This window comes from Dactylosporangium sp. CA-152071, assembly GCF_050936335.1.
GTDB lineage: Bacteria > Actinomycetota > Actinomycetes > Mycobacteriales > Micromonosporaceae > Dactylosporangium > Dactylosporangium maewongense.
On sequence record NZ_JBNJMZ010000001.1, the window covers coordinates 3,604,062 to 3,628,486 of the forward strand.

Below are 24,425 nucleotides of genomic sequence, written 5' to 3' on the forward strand. Positions count from 1 at the left end.
ATGCGGCTCACCTCCCGCGGGGCCGGTCTGTCCGTGGCCGCGCCGGTGCTGCTCGCCGTGGGGTTCGTGTTCCAGTACGCGCAGCTCACCGTCGTCGGCACCGCCGCCGTCGCGGCCGTGCTGTTCGGCTTCGCGTACGTGTGGTGGCGGCCGCGGCTGACCGTGACCCGCGCCGTCGACCCGGACCGGGTCATGCGCGGCGAGTCGAGCACGGTGACGCTCACCGTCGGCAACAGCAGCCGCCTGCGCGGCGCGACCCTGATCGCCCACGACCGGTGCGGCCCGGCGACCGTGCCGGTGCCGCTGCTGCGCCTCAAGGCGGGCGGCACGACCACCGCAACCTACCCGGTGCCGACGGACCGGCGCGGCGTCGTCGAGGTCGGGCCGCTGCGGGTGGTGCGGCGCGACCCGCTCGGGCTGCTCACCCTGGCCCGCGGCTACGGCGGGGTCAGCAAGGTGTGGGTGTACCCGACCGTGCACCACCTGACCGCGGTGCCGACCGGGATCATGCGGTCCCTGGACGGGCGGGTCGACAAGGTGCCGCACGGCAGCATCACGTTCGACACCCTGCGCGAGTACGTGGTCGGCGACGAGCTGCGGCACGTGCACTGGCGCACGACCGCGCGGGTCGGCGAGCTGATGGTCCGCGAGCACCTGGACACCAGCCTGCCGCGCCTGGTCGTGCTGCTCGACGACCGGCTGTCCGCCTACCCGGACGCCGACCGCGCTCACCTGAGCGCGCTCTTCGAGTCCGCGTGCGAGGCGGCGGCGTCGATCGTGATGGCCGCGTTCCGGGAGGAGCTGCCGGTGGCGCTGCGGCTGGCCGGCGGCGGGTTCGCGGCGGGCAAGGACACCCGCGCCTACCTGGACCTGCTCGCCGAGGCGACCCTGCAGAAGACCGACGAGCTGCCGGCGACGGTCGCGCAGCTGCGGACCCGCCGCGCCGGCGACACGCTCGTCTACCTGACCGGGCCGGGCGGCGTCGCCGACCTCGGCCGGGTGGGGACGTTGCGCGCCGCGTACCCGTCGCTGGTCGCCGGCGCGTTCGGCACCGAGGACGGCGAGGTCCCGACGGCGCTGGAAGGCCTGCGGGTGCTGTCGCCGGCCGACGGCGCCGACTTCGCCGCCGCGTGGGACGGGGTCGGCGCATGGTGAGGCGCCTCCTCATCGCCGTGGCGCTGCTCGGCATGCTGGTCATGGCCGCGTTCGCTCTGGCACCGATCTACCACGGGCCGCTGCTGCTGCAGCTGATGACGGGCGCCGCCGCGGGCTCCGTCGGCATCAGCTTCGCCGCCCGGCGCCTGCCGGCCTGGAGCGCTGCGCCGCTGAGCGTCCTCGGCCTGACCGGCGCCGTCCTGCTCGCCATGCGGGTCTCCGCCGCGGCGGCCGGCGTCGACGGCAGCGTCCCCGCCCTGCGCGAGGCGCTGCGCAACAGCATCCCCCGGCTGCTGCTCGCCCTGATCCCGATCGAGCCGCAGCCCGACACGGTGCTGCTGCCGGTGATCCTGACCTGGCTCGCCGGGCTGGCCGCCGGTGAGCTCGGGATCCGCTACCACCGGGTCCTGCTGTCCTACGCGCCGCCGACGGTGCTGTTCGGCGGCGCGCTGTACCTCGTCGGCCCGAACGGCTCCGCCGCCGGCTGGGTGCCCCTCGCCTACTCCGGGTTCGCCGTGCTGGGCCTGATCGCGTCGAACCGGCCGCCGACGGAGGACCAGCGGGTCGGCGCGGATCAGCTGCGCACGCTGAGGCTCCGGGTGGGCGCCGGGGCCGTCGCGGGCCTGGCCGCCATCGTCGCGCTGTCGCAGCTGCTCGGGCCGAGCGTCGCGGCGAAGGTCGGCACCAGCCCCGTCGAGCCGCGCAACATGGTGACCCCGCCGCAGCTCGACTCGCTCGACGAGAGCCCGCTGGTCCGGCTGTCGGGCTGGGCGCTCAACCACGACCAGCACCTGTTCGACGTGGAGGTCACCGGCACCGACGCGCCGCCGCCGATCCGCCTCGCCGTCCTCAACGACTACGACGGCGTCACCTGGCGGGTCGGCGCCACCTACCGCAACGCCGGCCGAGTCGTCGCGGCGAAGCCCGTCCTCACCGACCCGCAGGTCCGGCAGGCGTTCCGCATCGCCGACCTCGACGGGCGGCTGCTGCCCGGGATCGCCACCCCGGAGGAGGTCAACGGGGTCCGGGTCGCCGTCGACACCAGCGACGGCACGATGATCCTGTCCGACGGGCTGCGTCCCGGCCTCGAGTACAGCGTCGTGTCCCGCGTGCACCGCCCCGACGAGAACGCGATGCAGGTCGCCGACGTGCCCAACACCGACGCCGTCGCCCGCCACCTGGCACTGCCCGGCAAGGTCCCCGACTCGATCGCGCAGCTCGCCCGGCACCTCGGGGAGGGCGTGTCGTCGCCGTACCAGAAGGCGTTCGCGATCGTCGGCTGGCTGTCGGAGCATTACAAGGTCGTCGGCGACGCGCCCAGCGGCCACGCCTACCCCAACGTCGAGTACTTCCTGTTCGGCCCCAAACAGGCCGGCGGGCAGAAGGGCACGTCGGAGCAGTTCGCGGCCGCGTTCGCGGTCCTCGCCCGGCTGATGGGCCTGCCGACCCGGCTCGCCGTGGGGTTCCGCGTCGAGCCGGGCCGCAACGAGGTCCGCGGCGGCGACGCGGTCGCGTGGCCGGAGGTGCTGTTCAACGGCGTGTGGGAGCCGTTCGACCCGATGCCGAAGGCCGACACGGTCCAGCGCCCGACCGAGGACGACTTCCGGCCGAAGCCGCCCGCGTCGCAGCCGCCGCCGGAGACGGTGCCGGCGCCGTCGGACTCGCCCGCCCCGCAGTCCCCGAAGCCCAGCGTCACGCCCTCCACGGAGGCCGGGCCCCGGCGCTCGTCGGGGGTGGCCGTCACCGTCACCGCCGGGTCGCTGCTGCTGGCCCTGTTGGCGTTGGCGGCGTCGGTACCGCTGGCCCGCCGGACCAGCCGCCGTCGCCGACTCGGCAGGGGGACGCCGGAGCAGCGCGTCGAGGCGGCCTGGGCGGAGGTGCTGACGGGCCTGCGCCTCGCGGGCCGGCCCGCGCCGCCGCACCTGTCCGCGTCGGAGGTGGCCGGATACGCGGCGACCGCCGCCACCGGCCGCGCGCACTCCAAACCCGGCGGGGTGGCCACGATCCGCTCCGCCACGCCGCCCGTCGACGACCTCGCGGCGCTGGTCAACACCGTGGCGTTCGCCTTCGCGGGCAGCGTCTCGGAGGAGCAGGCCGCCCGGGCCGCCGTGCAGGCCGTCGCCTACGTCGACGAGCTGCGGGCCAGGCGGGGGTTCTGGCGCCGGCTGCGGTGGAGCCTCGACCCCCGCCCGTTGTTCTGGAAGTAGCGTCAGGCGGGGTTGTCCGCGTGGGTCAGGGTCTCCCACGCGACGAACAGGTTGTTGCTGCCGGCCGGGCGGGACTGCTCCGTCAGCCGCTGCGTGTTGGACATCGCGATGCCCATCCGGTTGTGCAGGGCGTTGTAGCCGACCTCGGTGACCGGGCCGAGGCCGAGCGTCAGCTTGCCGCCGCACAGCCATGACGGGACGCCCTCGCCCAGCTGGTACCTGCTGTGGAAGCCGAGCGCGTGCCGCAGCCGGTCGGCGATCTCCGGGTACACGTCCTGGCCCTGGATGCGGGTGGTCTCCGCGATGTGCGAGATCGCCGAGATGCCGTAGCCGGTGTGGGTGAAGTCGCGGCAGGTCTCCTGGGAGAGCCCGTCGACGAACGTGCTCTGCCCCTGCCAGTAGTTGACGATCTCGGCGCGGGTGTCGATGCTGCCGATGCCCTTGGGCAGGGCGCCGTCGGCGGTGACGTACAGGTAGGCGGGCACCCGGGCGCGGAACTTCGCCATGGCCTTGTCCCAGCTGGTGCGGTCCTCCAGGAAGACGGAGATGCCGATCGCGGCCTCCATCATGGACAGTTCCCAGTTGCCGTTGCTGCTGGAGCCGTTGATGAGCTTCGGCAGGTACACGGTGCGCAGCATCGTGCCGAACCGGGCCTGGTCGGGCCACGACGGGTAGGTGTAGCGGATGATCTCGGCGGCGCGCGGCCAGCTCGACCCGGCCCAGCCGGTCTGCAGCGGCGCGTTGCTGTTGGTGTGGTCCCTGATCGTGGCGGACCAGGCATCCATGATCGCGATGGCCTTCGTGGCGTACCGGCTGTCCCGCGTGACGTACCAGGCCAGGGACAGCGTGTAGGCGGCGAGGGCGTCCTCGCGCTCGTCGGTGCAGCCGTTGTTGGGGTTGGAGTAGGAGCCGCACTCGACGACGGCCCGCGGCTTCGGGGTCCGCGACAGCGACGCGTAGCGGCTGCCCATCATCTGGTCGTAGGCGGCCTTCCACGGCTGCGCGCCGGCCTGCACCTTGCCGCGGACGAAGTCGAGCTGGGCGCGGCTGACGAAGACGCCCGGGTGGGCGAACGTGGCCGGGGCGGCGGCCACGTTCGCGGCTCCGGGGCCGGTCGCCGCCTGCTGCTTGGTCACGGCGGCGACGGCGTAGGTGGTGCCGGCCACCGCGATCGCGACCGCGAGCCCGGCGGCGCCGAGGACGAGTCTGCGCATGGCGCTCCTCTTTCGGTTGGACAACTGTAAGTCAGGTTGCCTAACCGTCGCTGCTCGATCGGCGCGGGTCAATCGGGCACAGGAAGACTTAAGACGCGCTTCGAGTCAGGATGAGGTCCGCGCGGTTGCGGGTGCCGGCGATGACGGCCGCGTTGCGCTCGTCGCTGCGCTCCACCCAGTCGTGGGCGTCGTGCAGGTCGAGGCCCTTCGCCAGCTGCCGCCGCACCAGCGAGTCCTGCCGCAGGTCGTCGGGCGCGTCCAGGTACAGCGCCAGGTCCAGCAGGTCCCGCACGGCCGCCCAGGGGCCCTCGTCGAGCAGCAGGTAGTTGCCCTCCACGACGATGACCCGGGTGGTGGCGGGCACCGGGATCACGCCGCCGATCGACTCGTGCAGGGTGCGGCTGTAGCTCGGGGCGTACACGAGCTCCTCGCCGGCCCGCAGGCGCCGCAGCAGGTGGACGAACCCGGCCGCGTCGAACGTCTCCGGGGCGCCCTTGCGGTCGGCGAGGCCGAGCCGGTCCAGCTCCGCGTTGGACAGGTGGAACCCGTCCATCGGCACGGCCACGCTGCCGTCCAGCGCCGCGGCGAGGGCCGTGGACAGCGTCGACTTGCCGGCGGCCGGCGGCCCGCAGATGCCGATGATCGTGCGCCCCTCCTGCTGGCGGACGAACGGCTTGATGACCTCGAGCGCCTCGCTGAGGACGTCGGGTCTTCTCATGCTTCCGCGTTTGCCTGCAGGCTCGCGGCGAGCCCCCGCATGCCGGCCAGCCAGCGGTCGGTGTCGCTCGCCCGGTGCAGGTAGTACTTCTGGACCTCGGGGTGCGGCAGGATCAGGAACCGCTCCGCGGCGAGCCCCTCCACGACGGACGCGGCGACCTCCTCCGGCGGCAGGACCGCCCCTCCGGCGGCGGTGACCTTCGCACCGATGTGACCGGCGGCGAGCCCGTCCTGCATCATCGGCGTGTCGACGCCCTGCGGGCACAGTGCGCTGACCTTGATCCCCTGCGCGCCGTACGTGATGGACAGCCACTCCGCGAACGACACGGCCGCGTGCTTGGTGACCGCGTAGGGCGCGTCGCCGACCGCGGTCAGCAGCCCCGCCGCCGAGCAGGTGTGCAGCAGGTACCCCTCGCCGCGCTCCAGCATGCCCGGCAGCACGGCGCGCGCGGAGTAGATGTGCGACTGGACGTTGACCGCCCAGGTCCGCGCCCACGTCTCCGCGGACGCCTCCAGGCCCTGGCCGGTGAGGATGCCGGCGTTGGCGCAGAACAGGTCGACCCGGCCTAAGCGCTCCTCGGTCTCGGCGACCAGCTCGGCGACCTGGTTCTCGTCGGTGACGTCGACGGCGACCGCCCTTGTCTCCGTGCCGATCTCCGTGCCGACCTCGCCGGCCAGCGCCTCGGCGGCGTCGCCGTCCAGGTCGGCGAGGATCAGGGCGGCGGCGCCCTCCGCGGCGAACCGGCGGGCCAGGGCGGCGCCGATGCCGCCGGCCGCGCCGGTGATGACGACGACCTTGTCCTTGAGCTCCACTACCGGGCCCCCAGCTCGCGCAGCGTGTCCAGCAGGACCTCCGGGCCGCCGGCCGCCAGCTCCGGCGTCGGCAGCAGCGCCATGACCGGGGTGGTGACGCCGGCGTCGGCGTACCGCTGGACGTGCTCCCGGCACCGCCGCGGGCTGCCGTGCACGATCAGCGCGTCGACGACCTCGTCGGGGATCGCCCGCAGGGCCGCCTTGCGGTCCTTGGCGGCCCACGCGTCCCACATCGCCTTGAGCGCCTCGCCGCGGCCGAGCCAGCGGTGGAACGCGGCGTACGCGGGCACGGTCAGGTACGCGGCGATCAGCCTGCGGGCTGTCTCCCGCGCCACCTGCTCGTCCTCCGTGGGGCAGACGAAGATGCGGGCCGCGACCTCCTTCTCGCCGTGCGCACCGTCCATCTCGGCGCGCGCCGTCGCGACGTCCTCCACCGACAGCCAGTTGAGCACCACACCGTCGGCCTCGGCCGCCGCCAGGCGCAGCATCTTCGGCCGCAGGGCGGCGAGCAGCAGCTTCGGCGGCGTGACCGGCGGCCGTTCGAGGCGGAAGCGCCTGACCTGGAACGTGTCGAACGCCCCGTCGACCATCTCGCCGGCGAGCGCCGTGCGCAGGAACCGAAGCACGTCCCGGCTGCGCTCGTACGGCCGCTCGAACGGCACCGCGTTCCAGTCGCCGACCACGACCGGCGACGACGCGCCGATGCCGAGCGCGACCCGCCCCGGCGCCGCCTCGGCCAGGGCCGCGGCCTGCATGGCGATCAGCGCGGGCCCGCGAGTGAAGACCGGGACGATCGCGGTGCCCAGCCGCAGCCGCGGCGACCACACCGACGCCAGCGCCAGGGGTGTGAACGCGTCCGTGCCGGAGACCTCGCTCGTCCAGACGTCGGTGAACCCCAGATCCGGCAACGCCTGCAGCAACCCTGCGTGCTCGGGCAACGGCACACCGGTCAGCGGCACCGTCAGCCCCCATTGGCTGGTCATCAACCGATCATCTCCGTGACACCGCTAGTGTGGCAAGCGAGAGGGATGGGTAGCCTTCCGCTGGATTTCCCACACTGATGCGCGTTGACTCGATCGAGAAGGAGCAACCCCATGCTGGGTCTGGAAAAGAAGCTCATGAAGGAATGGGAAGGCAAGAGCGCCCAGGAGATCGCGGACGCCCCCGTCACCGCGATCGCCGGCGTCACCGAGGCCGACGCCGAGAAGCTCCTGGCCGCGTTCGGCATCAAGACCGTCCGTGACCTGGGCACCAACAAGTACTTCCGCTGGGCGCAGGGCCTCGTCGCACTCGCCGACTGATCGTTCTTTCCGCTTCGGCCTGTACCTCGGCCTGCACTTCGGCTTTGCTTCGGTTTGCTCTGGCTTTGCCTGGGGCCGCTCCCGTCTGTTCGCTGGGGCGGCCTTCGGCGTGCATGGGCGAGATACGTTTGCGGCATGCGACGGCGTCACGTGCTCACCCTGGCCACCGCCGGTGCCGTGACCGCCGGCTGCTCGACCCGCCGGCGCACGCCGTCCGCCGCCGCCTCCGCTCCGTCGGCGTCCGTCGCCCCGGTCGGCCTGGCCTTCCCGAAGGGGTTCGCCTGGGGTGCGTCGACGTCCGCGTACCAGGTGGAAGGCGGCGCGACGGCGGACGGCCGCGGCCCGTCGGTGTGGGACGTGTTCAGCCACGAGGCCGGCCGGACCAGGGACGGCGGCACCGGCGACGTCGCCGCCGACCACTACCACCGCAGCTACGAGGACCTCGACCTCATGCGCGACCTGGGCCTGAAGAGCTACCGCTTCTCGATCTCGTGGCCACGGGTCCTGCCCACCGGCCGCGGCACCGTCAACGCCAAGGGCCTCGACTTCTACCACCGGCTCGTCGACGGCCTCCTCGCGCGCGGGATCACTCCGGTCGTCACCCTCTTCCACTGGGACACCCCGCAGACGCTGCAGGAAGCGGGCGGCTGGACCAACCGTGACTGCGCGTCGTGGTTCGCCGACTACGCCTCCATGGTCTGCTACTCCCTCGGCGACAAGGTGCAGACCTGGCTGACCCTCAACGAGCCGAAGACCGTCACCGAGGTCGGGTACACGGCCGGCGTCCACGCCCCCGGCGTCCGCGACCGCCGCGTCGCCAACGTCGCCGCCCACCACCTCCTGCTCGGCCACGGCCTGGCGGTGCAGGCGTTCCGCGCCACCGGCCGCAAGGGCCGCATCGGCGCCGCGCTCAACCTCTCCCCCGTGTACCCGGCCGACGACTCCGACGCCGCCCGCAAGCAGGCGGTCATCGGCGACGCGGAGGAGAACCGGCGCTGGCTCGACCCTGTCCTGCTCGGCCGCTACCCCGACGACTGGCTGGCCACCCAGCCCGCCGACGCCCCCGTCCGCGCCGCCATCCACGCCGGCGACCTGGCCGTCATCGGCACCAAGAGCGACATCCTCGGCGTCCAGTACTACAACCCCGCCTACGTCACGGCGACGGGCGCCCGCGTCCAGAAGCACCCCACGTCCCAGGCGAGCTGGCAGCAGGTGTACCCGCAGGGCCTCTACGACCTGCTCACCCGCATCCGGCGCGACTACGGCGACATCCCGCTCACCATCACCGAGAACGGCATCCCCTCGGTCCACCCCACCGACGACGAGGACCGCATCACGTTCCTGCGCGACCACCTGACCGCCGCCCACCGGGCCATCCGCGAGGGCGTGCGGCTCGAGGGCTATCACGTCTGGTCCCTGCTGGACAACTTCGAGTGGGCCGAGGGCTACACCCAACGCTGGGGCATCGTCCACGTCGACTACTCCACCCAGCAACGCCACCGCAAGGCCAGCGCCGACTGGTACCAGCAGGTCATCGCCCGCAACGGCATCTGACCCCGGCCCGGTCTGCACCGGGTTCGGACCTGGCCGCCGGTTCAGGCTCTGCCTCCGGCTCGGGCTCTGCCTCCGGCTCGGGGCTCGACCTCCAGTTTGGGCTCGACCTCCGGCTCGGCGCGACGCGGTTCGGGCTCGACCTCCGGTTCGGGCATGACGCGGCCCGGGCATGACGCGGCCCGGGCATGACGCGGCCCGGGCATGACGCGGCCCGGGCGCTGCGCCCGTTCGGGCGTGACGCAGCTCGGGCGTGACGCGGTTCGGGTTCTGCGCCGGTTCGGGCGCTGACCTCTGGTTCGCGTCAGCCGAGCCAGCCCGGTTTGACGAGACCCGCCTCGTACGCGAACACCACGAGCTGTGCCCTGTCCCGCGCCCCCAGCTTGATCATCGCCCGGCTGACATGGGTCTTCGCCGTGGCCGGACTGACGAACAACCTCGTCGCGATGTCCTCATTGGACAGTCCCGCCCCGACGAGCGCCATCACCTCCCGCTCCCGATCCGTCAGCACCGCCAGCGACATCGGCGCCAGCGGCGCCCGCGACCTGCTCGCGAACTCCTCGATCAACCGCCGCGTCACCCCCGGCGACAGCAACGCGTCCCCGCCCGCGACCGCCCGCACCCCCCGCAGCAGGTCGACCGGCTCGGTGTCCTTGACGAGAAAGCCACTCGCCCCGACCCGCAGCGACTCGAACACGTACTCATCCAGGTCGAACGTCGTCAGAATCACGATCCGCACCTGCGCCAGCCGCGCATCGGCCACGATCTGCCGCGTCGCCTCAAGCCCGTCGAGCACCGGCATCCGGATGTCCATCAACACCACGTCAGGCCGCGTCTGCACCGCGAGCCGCACCGCCTCGGCCCCGTCCGCCGCCTCCCCGACCACCTCGATGTCGGCCTGCGCATCGAGCAACGCCCGAAACCCGGCCCGCACCAACGCCTGGTCATCCGCCAGCAGAACCTTGATCACCCGTCCCCCTCCCCCACCACCGATGATCCGGAAGACTTCTCGTCGCCCTGACCGCAACAACCATTCCGGATCATGACTGCTCCCGAACGGGAATCCTGGCGACCACCGCGAACCCACCACCCGCCCGGGGCCCGGCCTCCAGCGACCCCCCGAACGCCGCCGCCCGATGCCGCATCCCCGCGATGCCATTGCCTTCACTACGCACCGACGAACCACCGCCGGCACCCGCGTTGGCACCCGCGCCCGCGTTGGCACCCGCACCCGCCTGGGCGGAGCCCGCACCCGGACCAGCCTGAACAGACCCTGCGCCCGCGCCAGCCTGGACGGAACCCACGCCTGCACCAACTTGGGCAGGACCTGCACCCGCGCCGACCTGGACGGATCCCCCGTCGCCGCCGTCGCCGAGCTGGTCACTGGCCGGGTCGCCGTGTGTCGTGCCGGTGGTCTGGTCGGGGCCTACTCCGGCCAGGGACACCGCACTCGCTTCCCCGCCCGTGGATGCGGCATCCGCGGTGCCGGCCGACCAGGAAACGGAAGCCATCGAACCATTCCCCGCCGCCTTCGAAGGGGACCTGCGCCCATCGAGACCGGCGCTCGGCGAGCTGGCGGCGTTCAATGGACCGGTTGCGCTCGGTGAGCGGGTCACGGGCGGCGAGTCGGTCACAGGCGCGGACGGCTGGGCGGGCGCGGACGGCTGGGCGGGCGTGGGCGGCTGGGCGGGCGTGGAGTTCGCCTGGGCGTGGCCGTCGTCGGTGATGTGGAGCGTGAGCTCGGTCGGGGTGTAGCCGATGGCGATGGTGGCGGAGGCGCCGGGGCCCGCGTGGCGGCGGACGTTGGTCAAGGCCTCCTGCACGATCCGGAACGCGGCGCGGTCGACCTGGGGTGGCAAGGGGCGCGGCACGCCGGTCGTGTCGACGGTGACGGGCAGGCCGACGGCGCGGGCCTCCTCGGCGAGGCGGTCGAGGTCGCGCAGGCCCGGGGCGGGCGTGCGGGGGGCGGCGCCGGCGGGGTTGAGGCCGGCGAGGACGGAGCGGGTCTCGCGCAGCGCCTCGGCGCTGGCGTGCTTGATCGCGGCGAGGGCGACCCTGGCCTGCTCGGGCTGCTCGTCCATCAGGTGCAGGCCGACGCCCGCCTGGACGTTGATGAGGGACAGGTGGTGGCCGATGACGTCGTGCAGCTCGCGGGCGATGAGGAGCCGCTCGTCGCTGGCCTGGCGACGAGCCTGCTCGGCCCGCGCCTTCTCCTCCTCGGCGCGGGCGACCTGCTGCTGCGCGGACCAGTCGCGGGCCATCTGGGAGTAGCGCATGCCACGCACCCGGGCGGCCTCGCCGAAGCCCGCGATGACGAGGCACCAGACGCCGATGAGGATGACGCGGGGCAGCGACTCGTCGCCGCGGACCAGCACGGCGAACACACTGAACGCGGCGGCGACGGCCGCCCAGGTCAGCCAGCGATAGCCCGAGGCGAGGGCGGTGAACATCGCGACGATCGCGGCGACGAACCCGGGGCCGTCGGGATAGCCCATGCTGAAGTAGGCGGCGGTCGGCACCAGCGCGCCGACGAGGGAGACCAGCGGCCAGCGCTCGCGGACCGCGAGGGCGATGGGGCCGGCGAGCAGCAGCAGATAGGCGGTGCCGTCCAGGACGTGCGGGCCGGTAGAGCCATAGGCCGCGGCGCGGGTGCCGAGGACCTGCACGAGGGCCATGGCGATGACGATCGCCGCCGGGTGCGGGCCGCCGCCCCATCGCCTGCGGCCGTGGCGCTCCATGGACTCCATGCGGTGCGCGAGCCGCGCGGCGTGCCGGGCGTCGCGCGCCTCGCGCAGCTCCCGGGTCCAGGGCGGTCGTCGTCTCACATCGCCCAAGGTAGTCCAGGGCCGGGACCAGCGGCGTCGCACTCAGGTCGCGCGGTCGCGTACTCCCTGGGTCGTACGTCGGGGGGCTGGTGTGCGACCTGGGAAGTACAGGACGACACGACACAGGTGCGACGCGCGTGGCGGCGGTCAGCGGCAGGCTGAAAGCAACAAGGAAGGGGGGGCCGAGATGGCCGGCGAACGGGTGCGAGCCTCCGACAAGGAGCGCGAGCAGTACGCGGACATGGTGCGGGCCGGGATGACGGAGGGGCGGCTCACGCTGGAGGAGGGCGAGGAGCGGCTCACGCAGGTATATGCGGCGAAGTTCCGCGACGAGCTGCCGCCGGTGACCGCCGACCTGCCTGACGGGGGGCGGCGCGGGCTGTTCGAGCTGCCGGAGACGCAGGCGGAGTTCCTGCGGCAGGGCCGGCGGCACCTCGCACGGCACGGCGCGTTCGTGGCCGTGTTGGCGGTCGCGCTGACCGGGCTGTGGGCGCTGTCGGGCGCGCACTTCTTCTGGCCCGCGATCCCGCTGTTCTTCCTGGTGCTCAGCGTCTTCAGGCACGCCCGCTGGCGGCGGTGGGCGGCGTCGGGAGGCGCGCCGTGGTCGGGGGGTCCGCCGTGGGGGCGGCGGCACTGGGGGCACGGCCACGGTCATGGACCGTGGGCGGCCGCCTCGGACCGGCACGGCTGGAGCTGAGCCAGCCGTCCCGGCGGGGCGTCGCCACCAGCGCGGCGCCCCGCCGGCAGCGACCGGCGCCGTGAAGCCGCGACCGACGCGGCGTCCGGCCGGGGAGCCACGAAGCGGGGGAGCAGCGAAACGGCGCCGTCAAGCCGGGGAGCCGCGACCGCTGCGGCGGCCGGCCGGGGAGCAGCCAAGCGGGGAGCAGCCAAGCGGGGAGCAGCAACGCAGGAAGCAGCAACGCAGGAAGCAGCAACGCAGGAAGCAGCAACGCAGGAAGCAGCAACGCAGGAAGCAGCGAGCGGGGAGCAGCGAAGCGGAAGCAGCGAGCGGCGGTGCGCGGGGCCGGCAGTACAAGCGCTGAGGCAAACCGCGACGGCCGGCACCGGCAGTACAGGAGCGGAGACAACAGCAGCGGTCGGCACGGGGGCGCGCGACGGCCTCGCCGGCCGCGGCACGACGGCAGAGAAGCTGGGGCAACCGGCGAGGCGCCCTGCGGGAACGGCACGACGAGACGACGAGAGGCTGGATGTGGCATGTACCGAACCGAGCTCAAGGGCAGGGTCGCGGTGGTGCTCGGCGGTGCTGACGGGGTCGGGGCCGCGGTGTGCCGGCTGCTCGCCGCCCGTGGGGCCCGCATCGCCGTCATCGGCGACGACGAGGCCGAGCTGCAGGACCTGGTCGACGAGCTGCGGTGGGTGGGTGCGGACGCCGTCGGGATCGTGTCGACCGGAGTGGACACGGCGTCGGTGCACGCGGGGGTGCTCACCGAGGTCGGGGTTCCCGACCTGCTGTTCGTCGTCCCGTGTACGGGTGGCGGCGGCTTCCGCGCGAGTGTCGACAGTGGACTGACGGCGACGTTCGAGGCGTTGCAGGCGTTCGTGCCGCGGATGGCGGAGGCGCGGACGGGGACGGTGGTGACGGTCGCGCCGTTCGGCACGGATGCGGCGACGAGCGCGGTCGGCGGTGGGGTGACGGCGCTCACGCAGCACGTGGCGCGGGAGGTCGCGGCGTCGGGGGTGCGGGCGAATGTCGTGTCTTGGACACCACAGGCAGAGCGGGTGGAGGATGTGGCCTTCGCCGCGGTCTACCTGGCCTCGGACGCGCCGCCGACGCTGACGGCGACCACCTTCGACGTGGCCGGCAGGTGAACGCGGCTGTAGCTCCTATGTACGAACGCGGGTCCACATGGGATAGTCCGGATCATGATGGGCTCTTCGCATGCGCTGTCCGGGGCGGCCGTGTGGCTGGCCGGCTCCTTAGCGCTGGACCAGCTCGCCGACTTCCACCAGACGCCGCTCCAGCTGGCCGTCGGCACGGCGATCTGCGCCGGTGGCGCGCTGCTGCCTGACCTCGACCTGTCGGGGCGGGTCACCACCCGGCAGGGCGGTGCGACGGTGGCGCACACGTTCGGGGTGCTGACGCTGTTCCTGGCCGAGGTGGTCGAGAAGTTCTCACTGGGCGTCTACATGCTGACCCGCCTCAAGCACGACCCGCGCCGCCGCAACGGGCACCGGACCCTGACGCACACCATCGTGTTCAACGTCGGTGTCGGGTACGGCACCCTGGCGCTGTGCAACGCGTTCGGCAAGTGGGCCGTCATGGGCGTGCTGTTCTTCGCGTTCGCCATGGCGCTGCGCGGGCTGTTCGAGCGGTGGGCGGAGCGCGCCGGCTGGCTCATCGTGACCCTCGCCGCCGCGGGGGCCGCGTACCTCGTCTACGAGCGGCTCCCCGGCGACCGCGGCTACCCGCTGCTCGGTATGGCGGTCGGCGTCGGCGGGCTCATCCATCTGGCCGGCGACATGATCACCCGGCACGGCTCCCCCATCTTCTGGCCGATCCCGACCGGCCGGCGGCTGTGGCGCAACATCGGCCTGCCGCACTCGGTGGCGCTGACCGCGGGTGACAAGACCGAGACGGTCGTGCTGCGCATCGTCTTCACCACGGTCGCGATCTTCGCCGGTTCCCTGCTGGTCGCGCCGATCCTGCTCGAACGGTTCAACATATCCGTGTGAACGATGACGACGAGGTCCCCGCGTTCTGGCAGGCGCTGGGCCTGCCCGGCCTGTTCGACGTGCACACGCACTTCCTGCCTGAGCGCATGATGCGCAAGGTCTGGGCCCACTTCGACGCCGGGGGTCCGCTCGTCGGGCGGCCATGGCCCATCCGGTACCGCGGAAGCGACGCCGAACGGGCGGACCACCTCCGCGAGATGGGGGTGCGGCACTTCACGGCCCTGGCGTACGCGCACCGTCCCGACATGGCCGCCGACCTCAACGCGTGGACGCTCGGCTTCGCCGCTCGGACGCCGGGGTGCGTGCCGAGCGCGACGTTCTACCCGGAGCCCGGCGTGCCCGGGATCGTCGACACGGCGCTCGACGGCGGCGCCAGGATCTTCAAGGTGCACCTGCAGGTCGGTGGTTACGACCCGAACGATCCGCTGCTGGAGCCGGTCTGGGGGCGGCTCGCCGAGACCGGCACGCCGGTGGTCGTGCACGCCGGTTCCGGTCCCGTCGCCAACGGGTACACCGGACCGGGCCCGTTCGGCGAGGTGCTGCGCCGCCACCCGTCGCTCGTCGCCGTCATCGCCCACTTCGGCGCGCCCGAGTACGAGGGCTTCCTCGACCTCGCCGACCGGTACGCCAACGTCATGCTCGACACGACGATGGTCTTCACAACGTTCTTCCCGGGTTTCCCGCCGGAGCTCCTCCCCAGGGTGGAGGAGCTCGGTCTCGCGGGTCGCGTGCTGCTCGGCAGCGACTACCCCAACATCCCGCACCCTTATGCGCACCAGCTGGACTCGTTGCGGCGCCTGGGGTTCTGCGACGACTGGCTGCGGGCGGTCTGCTGGGGCAACGCGGCGGGCATGATGGAACGGTGACGAACTCCTTCCACGGCCTGGCTGAGCTGGTGCTCGCCGGCCCGCAGTACCGGCGCAGCGGCACCATCCGGCTCAGGGTCACGCCGGCCGGTTTCGCCACCGTCGCCGCACCCGACGTGCAGGCCGAGGCCGACGCGCTCGTCGTCGACGGGCGCCGCATCCCGTACGAGGGGCAGACGTTCGCCCAGCTGGCGGCGGCCGCGGGGCTGGACGTCGGCGCCGCCGAGGGCGTCTACAAGGACGGCTCCGGCGCCCGGCCCGGCGACCCGGTCGTGACCACCGGCGCGAGCACCACCCTGGGCGCTCTGGCGGTCGGCGACGCGGCGCTGCGCCTGTTCGCACCGGACCTCACGCCGGTGCTGTGGCCGGAGCACTTCGACGTCGGCATCTCGCTCGACGAGGTGAACTACGGGGTGTCCACGGGCGACTCGGCGATCCCCGAGCCGTACGCGTACGTCGGCCCGTGGACGCCGCGCGAGGGCGCCTTCTGGAACGTGTCGTTCGGTGCCGCACGACCCTTGAGCGCCCTCGGCGACGCGACCGCGGTGGCCGGGTTCTTCGCGGAGGGCCGCGCCGCCGCTGCCGGCTGAGACGAGCCCGGACGCCCGCCCTGCCGTCGCCGGAGCACCGCGGGTGGAGCGGCGCGGCGGCGGGCGGGCGGCGGCGGGCGGCGGCCCTGAAGTGGGCAGTGACGCCGCGGCAGGCGGTCAGCGGCGTTTGATCCACCAGATGATGCCGAACACGACGGCGAAGCTGGCGGCGGCGGTCACGACGTACGGGACGGCACGGCGCACGACCGCGCCGACTCCGCTGACGACGAGCAGGTCGATCGGCTCCACCTCGTCGTCGGGCTGCACCGACACGGAGGCCTCCGACAACGCCGTGGGCGCGGACCGCACCCCCTCGCCCGGGACCGGCTCCGGCACCGGCACCGGACCTGAAGCCGAATCCGACGCAACGGCCAGGTCCGAGTCGGCCGCTGAAGCCGGCGCCGCCGCCGGCGCGGCGGGCCCGCCCGCGGCGAGCTTGCCGGCCAGGCAGTCGGCGAACTGGCCGATCAGCTTCGCGCTCACGTCGCCGATGAGACCGCGGCCGAACTGGGCGGCCTTGCCGGTGATGTCGAGGTCCGTGGCGACCTCGACCCTCGTGCCGCCGTCGCCGGCCTCGCGCAGCTGCGCCGTCACCCTCGCCGATGCGGTGCCGCCGCCCCGGCTGTCGGCGCCGGACGCGGTGAGCACCACGCGGTGCGCGGCCTCGTCCCGCTCGACGAACCGGCCCTTGCCCTTGAACGTGAGGCTCACCGGACCCAGCTTGACCTTGACGGTCCCGGTGAAGTCGTCGCCCTCGAAGGAGGTCAGCGCGGCGCCCGGCATGCAGGGCGCGATCCGCTCGATGTCCAGCAGCACGTCCCACGCCTGCGACGCCGGGACGGGCACGGTGAAACTGTGTTCCAGCAGCACGGTCGTCAGACCCCCAGCGCTCGGCGGCAACGGCCCGCCCGGTGATCCGGACCGCGCTTCCGACCATAGTCCCGTCGGCGCGCGCCGCGCAGCACGGCCACGCGATCGGTTCCCCGACCGGGTCCGGCGCGCCGCGGGGACGAGGGCCGCCCGGAACCGGGCGGCCCCCTGACGGGCTTCTCAGACGCCCAGCGCCCGGCACACCGCCCGCGTGGTCAGCACCCGCGCCAGGTCGCGCCGGTAGTCCGCGGAGGCGGTGAGGTCGTCCACCGGTGACGTGCCGGAGGAGGCGGAGACGCAGGCCGCCGCCACCGCCTCGGCCGTCGCCGGCGCGCCGGTCAGCGCCGCCTCGACCTCGACGGCGCGGTGCGGCACCGGCCCCATGTTGGTCAGCGCGACCCGCGCCCCGGCGATGGCGCCGTCGGAGCGGGACACCGCGACCGCCACGCCGACGATCGCCCACGCCTGCGCCGTGCGGTGGAACTTCTCGTAGTGCGCCGACCAGCCGTCCGCGCCCGCCAGCCGCACCTCGACGAGGACCTCGTCGGGGGCGAGCGCCGTGGTGAACAGGTCCACCGCGAAGTCGGCGGCACTGACGGACCGCCGCCCGGCGGGGCCCTGGACGACGTACGTGGCGTCGAGGGCGGCCGCGACGGCGGGCAGGTCGGCGGCGGGGTCGGCGTGCGCGAGGGACCCGCCGATCGTGCCGCGGTGCCGCACCTGCCGGTCGCCGACGGTCGCCGCCGCCGCCGCGAGCAGCGGCGCGTGCCGCTGGACCAGCGGCGACGACGCCACCTCGGCGTGCGTGGTCATGGCGCCGACGACGAGCGTGTCGCCGTCGAGCCGGACCCCGCTGAGCCCGGGCACGCCGGCCAGGTCGACCAGCAGCGCGGGCGCGGCGAGGCGCAGCCGCAGCACCGGCAGCAGCGACTGCCCGCCGGCGAGCACCTTCGCCTCGTCGGAGGACGAGGCCGCGGCACCGAGCGCCGCCACCGCCTCTTCCACTGTGGACGGTCTCAGGTAGTCGAACGCGACGGGGATCATGCCGCACCTCCGCGCTTGATCGCCCGCCACACCCGTTCGGGCGTGCAGGGCATGGCGATGTCGTCCACGCCGTACGGGCGCAACGCGTCGACGATCGCGTTGACGACGGCCGGGGTGGACGCGATGGCGCCGGCCTCGCCGACACCCTTGACGCCGAGCGGGTTGGAGGTCGCCGGCGTCTCCGTGCGGTCGGTGACGAGGTGCGGCAGGTCGGCCGCGCTGGGGATCGTGTACTCGACGAACGACCCGGTCAGCAGGGTGCCGGACTCGTCGTACACCGCCTGCTCGTGCAACGCCTGTGCGATGCCCTGCGCGACACCGCCGTGCACCTGCCCCTCGACGATGAGCGGGTTGACGACCTTGCCCACGTCGTCGACCGCCACGTACCGGTGGATGCTGACCCGCCCGGTCTGGGTGTCGACGAGCGTCGCGCACAGGTGGGTGCCGTGCGGGAACGAGAACGTCTGCGGGTCGAAGGTCGCGTCCGCGTCGAGGGTCGCCTCGACCCCGTCGGGCAGGTCGTGCGCCGCGAACACCGCGAACGCCGTGTCCGCGATCGTCTTGGCGGCGTCGGGTGTACCGCGGACACGGAAGGCGCCGCCGGTGAACTCGATGTCGTCGGGGCTGCACTCCAGCATGTGCGCGGCGACGACGCGGGCCTTGTCGCGCACCTTCCGGCACGCCTCGACCAGCGCGACCCCGCCGACGGCGAGGGAGCGGGACCCGTACGTGTCCAGACCCTTGTGCGACGTGCGGGTGTCGCCGTGCAGGACCTCGACGTCCTCGAACGCGACCCCGAGCTCGTCGGCGACGATCTGGCTCCACGCGGTCACGTGCCCCTGCCCGTGCGGGCTGGTGCCGGTGACCACCTCGACCTTGCCCGTCGGCAGGACCCGCACCGACGCCGTCTCCCAGCCGCCGGCGGCGTACCGCAGCGCGCCCAGGATGCGGGAGGGCGCGAGGCCGCACATCTCCGTGTAGGTGGACACGCCGATCCCGAGCTGCACGGGGTCGCCGCTGTCCCGGCGGCGCCGCTGCTCCGCGCGCAGGCCGGCGTAGTCGAACAGGTCGAGGGCCTTGTCCGTCGCGGCGTCGTAGTCGCCGGAGTCGTACACGAGGCCGGCGACCGTGGTGAACGGGAACTCGTCCGCCTTGATCCAGTTGCGGCGGCGCAGCTCGACGGGGTCCATGCCGAGCTCGTCGGCGAGGTCGTCCATGGCCCGTTCGATGGCGTACGTCGCCTCGGGCCGGCCCGCGCCGCGGTAGGCGTCGGTGATGGTCGTGTTGGTGAAGACGCCGACGCACTCGAAGCGGTACGCGGGCACCTTGTAGATCGAGTTGAACATGAACGCGCCGAGGATCGGCACGCCCGGCCCGACCAGCCCCAGGTAGGCGCCCATGTTGGCGATGAGCTTCACGTCGATGCCGGTCAGGGTGCCGTCGCGGCGGGCGGTGAGCGTGATGTCCTGGATCTGGTCGCGCCCGTGGTGCGCCGACAGCATCGACTCGCCGCGGGTCTCGGTGTACTTGACCGGCTTCTGCACGCGCTGTGCGGCGAAGAACGCGATCATCTCCTCCGGGGTGACCTGCAGCTTGCCGCCGAAGCCGCCGCCGACGTCGGGGGCGATGACCCGGATCTTGTGCTCGGGCACGCCGGTGAGCAGCGCGTAGAACACCCGCAGGATGTGCGGGATCTGGGTGGCCGACCAGATGGTGTACTCCCCCATCCCGGGGTCGACGACGACGCTGCGGGGCTCCATGAACGCGGGGATGAGCCGCTGCTGGACGTACCGGCGGCGCAGCGTCACCTCGGCGGTGGCGGCCTCGGCGGCGACGTCGGTGCCGGTGCCGGCCTGCGCGGAGTCGAAGATCCAGGTGTACGAGCGGTTGGTGCCCTTGTCGGGGTGGACGAACCCCTCGTCGCGCGACGCGGCCTCCAGGTCCAGGACCGGCGGCAGCGGCTCGTACTCGACCTCGATCGCGTCGAGCGCGTCGGCGGCGGTGTCGCGGTCACGGGCGACGACGACGGCGACCGCCTCGCCGTGGTGGCGCACGAAGCCGTCGGCGAGCGGCGGCCGGACCGGGTGCACGATGTCCTCCGTGACCGGCCAGGCGCACGGCAGGCTGCCCTGGATCTCGGCGACGTCGGCCCCGCTGAACGCGTCGACGACGCCCGGGATCCGCAGGGCGGGGCCGACGTCGACGGCGGTGATGCGGGCGCTGGCGTGCGGGCTGCGCAGGATCGCCAGGTGCAGCATCCCGGGCAGCGCGATGTTGTCCGTCCAGCGGGTCCGCCCGGTGATGAGCCGCGCGTCCTCCTTGCGCCGGCGCGCCGCGCCGACCTCCCCCACGCTCGCCGACGGCTCGGCCACGGCGGTCATGCCGTCACCTCCGCTGCGCTCCGGCGCCGGCCTGACCCGAAGCCTGCGCCCATGATGACCAGCCCTCCGCTACGCTCCGGGCCGGTCATGCCGTCACCTCATCCTTGAGTGGGACGTCCTCGCCGGCTGCCTGCAAGGCCGTTGCGGCGGACTGCACGGCACGGACGATGTTCTGGTATCCGGTGCAGCGGCACAGGTTGCCGGACAGGCCCTCGCGGATCTGCTCCTCGCTCGGCGCCGGGTTGTCGCGGAGCAGGTCGACGGCGGACAGGATCATGCCGGGGGTGCAGAAGCCGCACTGCAGGGCGTGCAGCTCGTGAAACGCCTGCTGCACGGCGTGCAGCGCCCCGCCCGGACCGGCGAGGCCTTCGATCGTGGTGACGGCGGCGCCGTCGGCCTGGACGGCGAGCACGGAGCAGCTCTTGACGGAGTGCTGGACGCCGTCGGGGTCGCCCATCAGGACCGTGCACGAACCGCAGTTGCTGGTGTCGCAGCCGACGACCGTGCCGATTTTGCCGAGACGTTCTCGCAGGTGATGAACCAGGAGGGTCCGGGGCTCGACATCGTCGACGTAGCGACTGCCGTCGACGTCGACGCTCACCCGGACGCGATGGGAAGAGGACACGCTTGACCTCCCGCGGGGACGTGCCGAAACGGCCCGTCGCGCGGCGGACGCACCCGGGCCACTGCCTGATCAGCAGATCGCACAAGCAGTGATCAACGCAACCCTCCGCGGGTCTTGACTTCGATCAGCTCCGCCAGACCAGCGACAAGACCGCCGCGGACGGCGGCGGCGAAGTGTCGGCTTCCTGACTCCCGCCCGAGTGTCGATCGACGGCGATATGGGTGAGGATCGACGGATCGACCACCACGGTGCAGCGCGGCACGAGCTGGAGGCGTTCCTCACCCTTGCGGAGGAGCTGCACTTCGGCCGCGCCGGCATGCGCCTGCACGTGTCGACGGCGCGGATCAGCCAGGCGATCAGGTCGCTCGAGCTGCGGGTCGGTGCGCGGCTGTTCGCGCGGACGAGCCGCCGGGTGGCGCTGTCACCGGACGGGCAGCAGCTGCTCAACAACCTGCGCCGCGGCCGCGACCAGCCCGGCTGCCAGCCACCGGACGGCTAGCGCCTACGACACCTCGTGGTGGATGCGGCCGGCGGTCGTCGTCAGCCGCGCGCCGCCGCCGCCCCAGCGTCCCGCGATGATCTCCGCGGCGATGCTGACGGCGGTCTCCTCCGGGGTGCGGGCGCCGAGGTCGAGGCCGATCGGCGAGGACAGCCGGCCCAGCTCCTCCTCCGTCATCCCCGCCTCCCTGAGCCGGGCGAGGCGGTCGTCGTGCGTACGGCGGGATCCCATCGCACCCACGTAGGCGAGGTCCTCACGCAGCGCCACCTGCAGCACGGGCACGTCGAACTTCGGGTCGTGGGTCAGCACGCACACCACGGTGCGCGGGTCGACGCGGCCGGCGTCCAGCTCCGCCCGCAGGTACCGGTGCGGCCAGTCGACGACGACCTCGTCGGCGCCGGGGAACCGCTTCGACGTGGCGAACACGGGCCGCGCGTCGCAGACCGTGACGTGGTAGCCGAGGAAGTCCCCGATGCGGGCCACCGACGCGGCGAAGTCGATCGCGCCGAAGACGACCATCCGGGCGGGCGGCGCGTAGGAGGCGACGAACAGCGTGAGCCCCTCGCCGCGCCGCTCGCCGTCCAGGCCGTAGTGCAGCGTGTCGGTCCGCCCGGCGGCCAGCAGCCCCCTGGCGTCGTCGGCGGCGGCCGCGTCGAGCCGTTCGGACCCCAACGACCCCGATGTGGACGCGGGCCAGACCACGAGCCGCCGTCCGATGCGGTCGTCGGGGCCCTCCACCACCGACACGACGGCGACCGGCTCGCGGGCGGTGATCGCCGCGGCGACCCGGTCCAGCTCGGGGAACGTGTCCCGCGACACCGGCTCGACCAGCAGCTCGATGATCCCGCCGCAGGTCAGGCCCACGGCGAACGCGTCGTCGTCGCTCACACCGTACCGCTGGACGACCGGCGAACCGGAGTCGACGACCTCGCGGGACAGCTCGTAGACGGCACCCTCCACGCAGCCGCCGGAGACGCTGCCGACCGCGTCGCCCTCAGGGCCGACGAGCATCGTGGCGCCGGCGGGGCGCGGTGAGCTGCGCCAGGTGCGCACGACGGTGGCCATGCCGACGGTACGGCCGGACTCCCACCAGCCGAGCAGCTCGCTGAGAACCTCACGCACGGCGGACCTCCTCAAGGACGGCGTGTAGCGCCGCCACCGTATGCCCCGCCACGAGCGCGTCGACATGCGGGAGCACCGCGGCGAGGCCGCCGGCGGTCGGGGCGAAGCCCGGACGCCCCGCGTGCGGGCTCACCCAGACGGTCCGGGCGGCGAGACGGCGCAGGTGGGCGACGGCGGCGCCGAGCCGGGCCGGCTCCGCGGACTCCCACCCGTCGCTGAAGACGACGACCGCGGCGCGGCGGGCGGCACCCCGGTGGCCGTCGCCCCGGACGAACGCGGCGACCCCGTCGGCGAGCCGGGTCCCGCCGCGCCAGTCGGGGATGAGCCGCCCGGCCTCCCGCAGTGCCACCTCCGGGTCCCGGGTCCGCAGCGCCGGGCTGAGGCGGGTGAGCCGGGTGCCGAGCGTGTACGTCTCCGTCCACCGTGGACGGTGCCGGGTGAGGGCGTGCGCGAGGCGCAGGAGGGCGTCCGCGTACGGCGACATCGACCCCGACACGTCGATCAGCAGCACGAGCCGGCGGGGTCGCGGCGCCCGCCGCTGGTGCAGCAGCGGCCTCGGCTCGCCGCCGGCCCGCAGCATCGCCCGGACGCTGCGACGGCGGTCGACGCGCCCGTGGCCCGCCGGCCGGTGCCGCCGCCCGGCGCGGGTGATGTCGGCGAGCGCCACCTGGGCCAGCAGCGCGAGGGCCTCGGCGCGTTCGGCGGGCGACAGGGTGGCGAGGTCGCGGTGGCGCAGCACCTCGGTGTCGGCGGCCCGCACGGACAGCGCCGGGTCCTGCCCGCCGGCCTCCGCCGACGGCGGCATCGTGGCCCGGAACAGGGACCGCTCCGGCAGCCGCCGGACCTGCCACGACGGGCCACGCGCCGACGACGCCCCGGTCAGCAACGCCGCGTCGTAGCGGGCGATGTCGTCGGGCGACCCGCACAGGGTGAGCCGGCCGGCCCAGTACGCGTGGGCGACCCCGGCTGCGTCGAGGGCCTCGCCGAAGGCGGCGAGCCGGTCGGGCGTCACCGGCAGCCCCGCCGCCCGCAGCTTCGCCGCCACCTCAACGAGCACCGACGGTCCCCGTTGCCAGCTCGATGTCCTCGCGGACCTTGAGCACCACGCCGAGGGTGGCGTCGGCGAGCCCGGCGGTCAGCGTGTCCGCGGCCAGCGCGCGCAGCGCCGCGGCCCAGTCGATCGCCTCGGCGACGCCCGGCGGCTTGACCAGGTCGAGGGTCCGCAGGTGGGCGGTGGCCGCGGCGACCTGCGCGGCGAGCCGCTCGTCGAGGCCCGGCAGGCGCCGCCGCAGGATCGCGGTCTCCCGCTCCGGCGTGGGGTGGCCGACCCAGTGGTACAGGCAGCGGCGCTTCAACGCGTCGTGCACCTCGCGGGTCCTGTTGCTGGTGACGACCACGACCGGCGGCACCTCGGCGGTGATCGTGCCGAGCTCCGGCACGGTCACGGCGGCGTCGGCGAGCACCTCGAGCAGGTACGCCTCGAACTCGTCGTCGGCCCGGTCGACCTCGTCGACGAGCAGCACGCACGGTGCCCGCTCGATCGCCCGCAGCAGCGGCCGGGCGAGCAGGAACCGGCGGTGGTACAGGTCCGCCTCGAGCTCCTCCGCCGACAGTGCGCCGTGCGCCGCCGTCTCCACCGCCCGCAGGTGCAGGACCTGGCGGGCGAAGTCCCAGTCGTACAGCGCGTGCGAGGCGTCCAGGCCCTCGTAGCACTGCAGGCGGATCAGCTCGACGCCCGCGGTCTCGGCGAGCGCCGCCGCGAACGCGGTCTTGCCGACGCCGGCGTCGCCCTCCAGGAAGATCGGCCGGTGCAGGCGCAGCGCGAGGAAGCCCGCCATCGCGAGGCCCTCGTCGGCGAGGTAGCCCGCGTCGGCCAGGCCGGCCGCCAGCGCGGCCGGAGACTCGAAGTCCGGCACCGCTCCACTATGCGCGTGGATTCTCCCGGCGGCTA

The 24,425-nt window shown here is 73.7% G+C and carries 23 protein-coding genes; 10 read left to right on the forward strand and 13 right to left on the reverse strand.

All coding sequences use genetic code 11. From position 1 onward, the window contains the following. Together ACQEVZ_RS16085 and ACQEVZ_RS16090 are read left to right on the forward strand one after the other, a co-directional pair. The gene (locus ACQEVZ_RS16085) at window positions 1–1,155 is read left to right on the forward strand and encodes a DUF58 domain-containing protein (protein WP_344502869.1); all 1,155 of its coding nucleotides are present in this window, start codon (window positions 1–3) and stop codon (window positions 1,153–1,155) included. Further along, the gene (locus ACQEVZ_RS16090; RefSeq protein WP_433367077.1) at window positions 1,149–3,362 is read left to right on the forward strand and encodes a DUF3488 and transglutaminase-like domain-containing protein; all 2,214 of its coding nucleotides are present in this window, start codon (window positions 1,149–1,151) and stop codon (window positions 3,360–3,362) included. Before ACQEVZ_RS16085 ends, ACQEVZ_RS16090 begins: the two co-directional genes overlap by 7 nt. A gap of 2 nt (window positions 3,363–3,364) precedes the next feature. Here ACQEVZ_RS16090 and ACQEVZ_RS16095 read toward each other — a convergent pair whose 3' ends face one another. From ACQEVZ_RS16095 to ACQEVZ_RS16110, 4 genes are all read right to left on the reverse strand, one after another. Continuing rightward, on the reverse strand, window positions 3,365–4,576 hold the full coding sequence (locus ACQEVZ_RS16095; RefSeq protein WP_433367080.1) for an alginate lyase family protein: 1,212 nt from the start codon (window positions 4,574–4,576) through the stop codon (window positions 3,365–3,367). Between the two features lie 88 nt (window positions 4,577–4,664). Beyond that, window positions 4,665–5,294, reverse strand: a complete 630-nt coding sequence (locus tag ACQEVZ_RS16100) for a nucleoside/nucleotide kinase family protein (protein ID WP_433367083.1) — start codon at window positions 5,292–5,294, stop codon at window positions 4,665–4,667. Further along, window positions 5,291–6,106: an SDR family oxidoreductase gene (locus tag ACQEVZ_RS16105; protein ID WP_433367086.1), complete on the reverse strand. Its 816-nt coding sequence runs from the start codon at window positions 6,104–6,106 to the stop codon at window positions 5,291–5,293. Before ACQEVZ_RS16105 ends, ACQEVZ_RS16100 begins: the two co-directional genes overlap by 4 nt. Further along, window positions 6,106–7,071 carry an LLM class F420-dependent oxidoreductase gene (locus tag ACQEVZ_RS16110; RefSeq protein ID WP_433376790.1) on the reverse strand — a complete coding sequence of 322 codons (966 nt, stop codon included), beginning with the start codon at window positions 7,069–7,071 and terminating at the stop codon, window positions 6,106–6,108. Before ACQEVZ_RS16110 ends, ACQEVZ_RS16105 begins: the two co-directional genes overlap by 1 nt. A gap of 129 nt (window positions 7,072–7,200) precedes the next feature. On the opposite strand from ACQEVZ_RS16110, the gene ACQEVZ_RS16115 reads away from it, so the two are divergent. Together ACQEVZ_RS16115 and ACQEVZ_RS16120 are read left to right on the forward strand one after the other, a co-directional pair. Then, window positions 7,201–7,407, forward strand: a complete 207-nt coding sequence (locus tag ACQEVZ_RS16115) for a hypothetical protein (RefSeq protein WP_433367089.1) — start codon at window positions 7,201–7,203, stop codon at window positions 7,405–7,407. A 135-nt stretch (window positions 7,408–7,542) separates the two neighbouring features. Further along, window positions 7,543–8,961 carry a GH1 family beta-glucosidase gene (locus ACQEVZ_RS16120; RefSeq protein ID WP_433367092.1) on the forward strand — a complete coding sequence of 473 codons (1,419 nt, stop codon included), beginning with the start codon at window positions 7,543–7,545 and terminating at the stop codon, window positions 8,959–8,961. 301 nt (window positions 8,962–9,262) lie between these two features. On the opposite strand, the gene ACQEVZ_RS16125 is transcribed toward ACQEVZ_RS16120, so the two are convergent. Both ACQEVZ_RS16125 and ACQEVZ_RS16130 read right to left on the reverse strand, forming a co-directional pair. Then, a complete protein-coding gene (locus ACQEVZ_RS16125) occupies window positions 9,263–9,928 on the reverse strand; it encodes a response regulator transcription factor (protein ID WP_344502876.1) in 666 nt (221 codons plus the stop codon). 70 nt (window positions 9,929–9,998) lie between these two features. Continuing rightward, on the reverse strand, window positions 9,999–11,783 hold the full coding sequence (locus tag ACQEVZ_RS16130) for a histidine kinase (protein WP_433367095.1): 1,785 nt from the start codon (window positions 11,781–11,783) through the stop codon (window positions 9,999–10,001). A gap of 187 nt (window positions 11,784–11,970) precedes the next feature. Between ACQEVZ_RS16130 and ACQEVZ_RS16135 the strand changes: the two genes are divergently transcribed. From ACQEVZ_RS16135 to ACQEVZ_RS16155, 5 genes are all read left to right on the forward strand, one after another. After that, window positions 11,971–12,480: a DUF1707 SHOCT-like domain-containing protein gene (locus tag ACQEVZ_RS16135; RefSeq protein ID WP_433367098.1), complete on the forward strand. Its 510-nt coding sequence runs from the start codon at window positions 11,971–11,973 to the stop codon at window positions 12,478–12,480. A gap of 518 nt (window positions 12,481–12,998) precedes the next feature. Beyond that, window positions 12,999–13,613, forward strand: a complete 615-nt coding sequence (locus ACQEVZ_RS16140) for an SDR family NAD(P)-dependent oxidoreductase (RefSeq protein ID WP_344502880.1) — start codon at window positions 12,999–13,001, stop codon at window positions 13,611–13,613. A gap of 54 nt (window positions 13,614–13,667) precedes the next feature. Continuing rightward, on the forward strand, window positions 13,668–14,477 hold the full coding sequence (locus tag ACQEVZ_RS16145) for a metal-dependent hydrolase (protein WP_344502881.1): 810 nt from the start codon (window positions 13,668–13,670) through the stop codon (window positions 14,475–14,477). Beyond that, a complete protein-coding gene (locus ACQEVZ_RS16150; RefSeq protein WP_433367102.1) occupies window positions 14,474–15,343 on the forward strand; it encodes an amidohydrolase family protein in 870 nt (289 codons plus the stop codon). Before ACQEVZ_RS16145 ends, ACQEVZ_RS16150 begins: the two co-directional genes overlap by 4 nt. Beyond that, entirely contained in the window at window positions 15,340–15,933 is a 594-nt protein-coding gene (locus ACQEVZ_RS16155) for a hypothetical protein (protein ID WP_433367105.1), read from the forward strand. Before ACQEVZ_RS16150 ends, ACQEVZ_RS16155 begins: the two co-directional genes overlap by 4 nt. A 117-nt stretch (window positions 15,934–16,050) precedes the next feature. On the opposite strand, the gene ACQEVZ_RS16160 is transcribed toward ACQEVZ_RS16155, so the two are convergent. From ACQEVZ_RS16160 to ACQEVZ_RS16175, 4 genes are all read right to left on the reverse strand, one after another. Continuing rightward, the gene (locus ACQEVZ_RS16160; RefSeq protein ID WP_433367108.1) at window positions 16,051–16,803 is read right to left on the reverse strand and encodes an SRPBCC family protein; all 753 of its coding nucleotides are present in this window, start codon (window positions 16,801–16,803) and stop codon (window positions 16,051–16,053) included. 180 nt (window positions 16,804–16,983) lie between these two features. Beyond that, the gene (locus ACQEVZ_RS16165; RefSeq protein WP_433367111.1) at window positions 16,984–17,847 is read right to left on the reverse strand and encodes an FAD binding domain-containing protein; all 864 of its coding nucleotides are present in this window, start codon (window positions 17,845–17,847) and stop codon (window positions 16,984–16,986) included. Next, on the reverse strand, window positions 17,844–20,228 hold the full coding sequence (locus ACQEVZ_RS16170) for a xanthine dehydrogenase family protein molybdopterin-binding subunit (RefSeq protein WP_433367114.1): 2,385 nt from the start codon (window positions 20,226–20,228) through the stop codon (window positions 17,844–17,846). Before ACQEVZ_RS16170 ends, ACQEVZ_RS16165 begins: the two co-directional genes overlap by 4 nt. A gap of 85 nt (window positions 20,229–20,313) precedes the next feature. Then, complete coding sequence (locus ACQEVZ_RS16175) at window positions 20,314–20,853, reverse strand: (2Fe-2S)-binding protein (protein WP_354903126.1); 540 nt, start codon at window positions 20,851–20,853, stop codon at window positions 20,314–20,316. A gap of 217 nt (window positions 20,854–21,070) precedes the next feature. On the opposite strand from ACQEVZ_RS16175, the gene ACQEVZ_RS16180 reads away from it, so the two are divergent. Continuing rightward, window positions 21,071–21,352 carry a LysR family transcriptional regulator gene (locus ACQEVZ_RS16180; RefSeq protein ID WP_344502888.1) on the forward strand — a complete coding sequence of 94 codons (282 nt, stop codon included), beginning with the start codon at window positions 21,071–21,073 and terminating at the stop codon, window positions 21,350–21,352. Between the two features lie 3 nt (window positions 21,353–21,355). On the opposite strand, the gene ACQEVZ_RS16185 is transcribed toward ACQEVZ_RS16180, so the two are convergent. Genes ACQEVZ_RS16185 through ACQEVZ_RS16195 form a run of 3 tightly spaced genes read right to left on the reverse strand, consistent with a single transcriptional unit; the run spans window position 21,356 to window position 24,390 of the window. Continuing rightward, on the reverse strand, window positions 21,356–22,474 hold the full coding sequence (locus ACQEVZ_RS16185) for an XdhC family protein (protein WP_344502889.1): 1,119 nt from the start codon (window positions 22,472–22,474) through the stop codon (window positions 21,356–21,358). Then, a complete protein-coding gene (locus ACQEVZ_RS16190) occupies window positions 22,467–23,531 on the reverse strand; it encodes a vWA domain-containing protein (protein WP_433367119.1) in 1,065 nt (354 codons plus the stop codon). The genes ACQEVZ_RS16185 and ACQEVZ_RS16190 overlap by 8 nt, the downstream gene beginning before the upstream one ends. Further along, a complete protein-coding gene (locus ACQEVZ_RS16195) occupies window positions 23,521–24,390 on the reverse strand; it encodes an AAA family ATPase (protein ID WP_433367122.1) in 870 nt (289 codons plus the stop codon). Before ACQEVZ_RS16195 ends, ACQEVZ_RS16190 begins: the two co-directional genes overlap by 11 nt. Window positions 24,391–24,425 lie beyond the last annotated feature (35 nt).

What these genes read in the sequence shown, in the direction of transcription:
- ACQEVZ_RS16135 (WP_433367098.1), top strand. Translation starts at nt 11,971, where the DNA reads ATGGCCGGCGAACGGGTGCGAGCCTCCGACAAGGAGCGCGAGCAGTAC.
- ACQEVZ_RS16100 (WP_433367083.1), bottom strand. Translation starts at nt 5,294, where the DNA reads ATGAGAAGACCCGACGTCCTCAGCGAGGCGCTCGAGGTCATCAAGCCG.
- ACQEVZ_RS16145 (WP_344502881.1), top strand. Translation starts at nt 13,668, where the DNA reads ATGATGGGCTCTTCGCATGCGCTGTCCGGGGCGGCCGTGTGGCTGGCC.
- ACQEVZ_RS16120 (WP_433367092.1), top strand. Translation starts at nt 7,543, where the DNA reads ATGCGACGGCGTCACGTGCTCACCCTGGCCACCGCCGGTGCCGTGACC.
- ACQEVZ_RS16165 (WP_433367111.1), bottom strand. Translation starts at nt 17,847, where the DNA reads ATGATCCCCGTCGCGTTCGACTACCTGAGACCGTCCACAGTGGAAGAG.
- ACQEVZ_RS16180 (WP_344502888.1), top strand. Translation starts at nt 21,071, where the DNA reads ATGGGTGAGGATCGACGGATCGACCACCACGGTGCAGCGCGGCACGAG.
- ACQEVZ_RS16090 (WP_433367077.1), top strand. Translation starts at nt 1,149, where the DNA reads ATGGTGAGGCGCCTCCTCATCGCCGTGGCGCTGCTCGGCATGCTGGTC.
- ACQEVZ_RS16140 (WP_344502880.1), top strand. Translation starts at nt 12,999, where the DNA reads ATGTACCGAACCGAGCTCAAGGGCAGGGTCGCGGTGGTGCTCGGCGGT.
- ACQEVZ_RS16115 (WP_433367089.1), top strand. Translation starts at nt 7,201, where the DNA reads ATGCTGGGTCTGGAAAAGAAGCTCATGAAGGAATGGGAAGGCAAGAGC.
- ACQEVZ_RS16085 (WP_344502869.1), top strand. Translation starts at nt 1, where the DNA reads ATGCGGCTCACCTCCCGCGGGGCCGGTCTGTCCGTGGCCGCGCCGGTG.
- ACQEVZ_RS16095 (WP_433367080.1), bottom strand. Translation starts at nt 4,576, where the DNA reads ATGCGCAGACTCGTCCTCGGCGCCGCCGGGCTCGCGGTCGCGATCGCG.
- ACQEVZ_RS16170 (WP_433367114.1), bottom strand. Translation starts at nt 20,228, where the DNA reads ATGACCGCCGTGGCCGAGCCGTCGGCGAGCGTGGGGGAGGTCGGCGCG.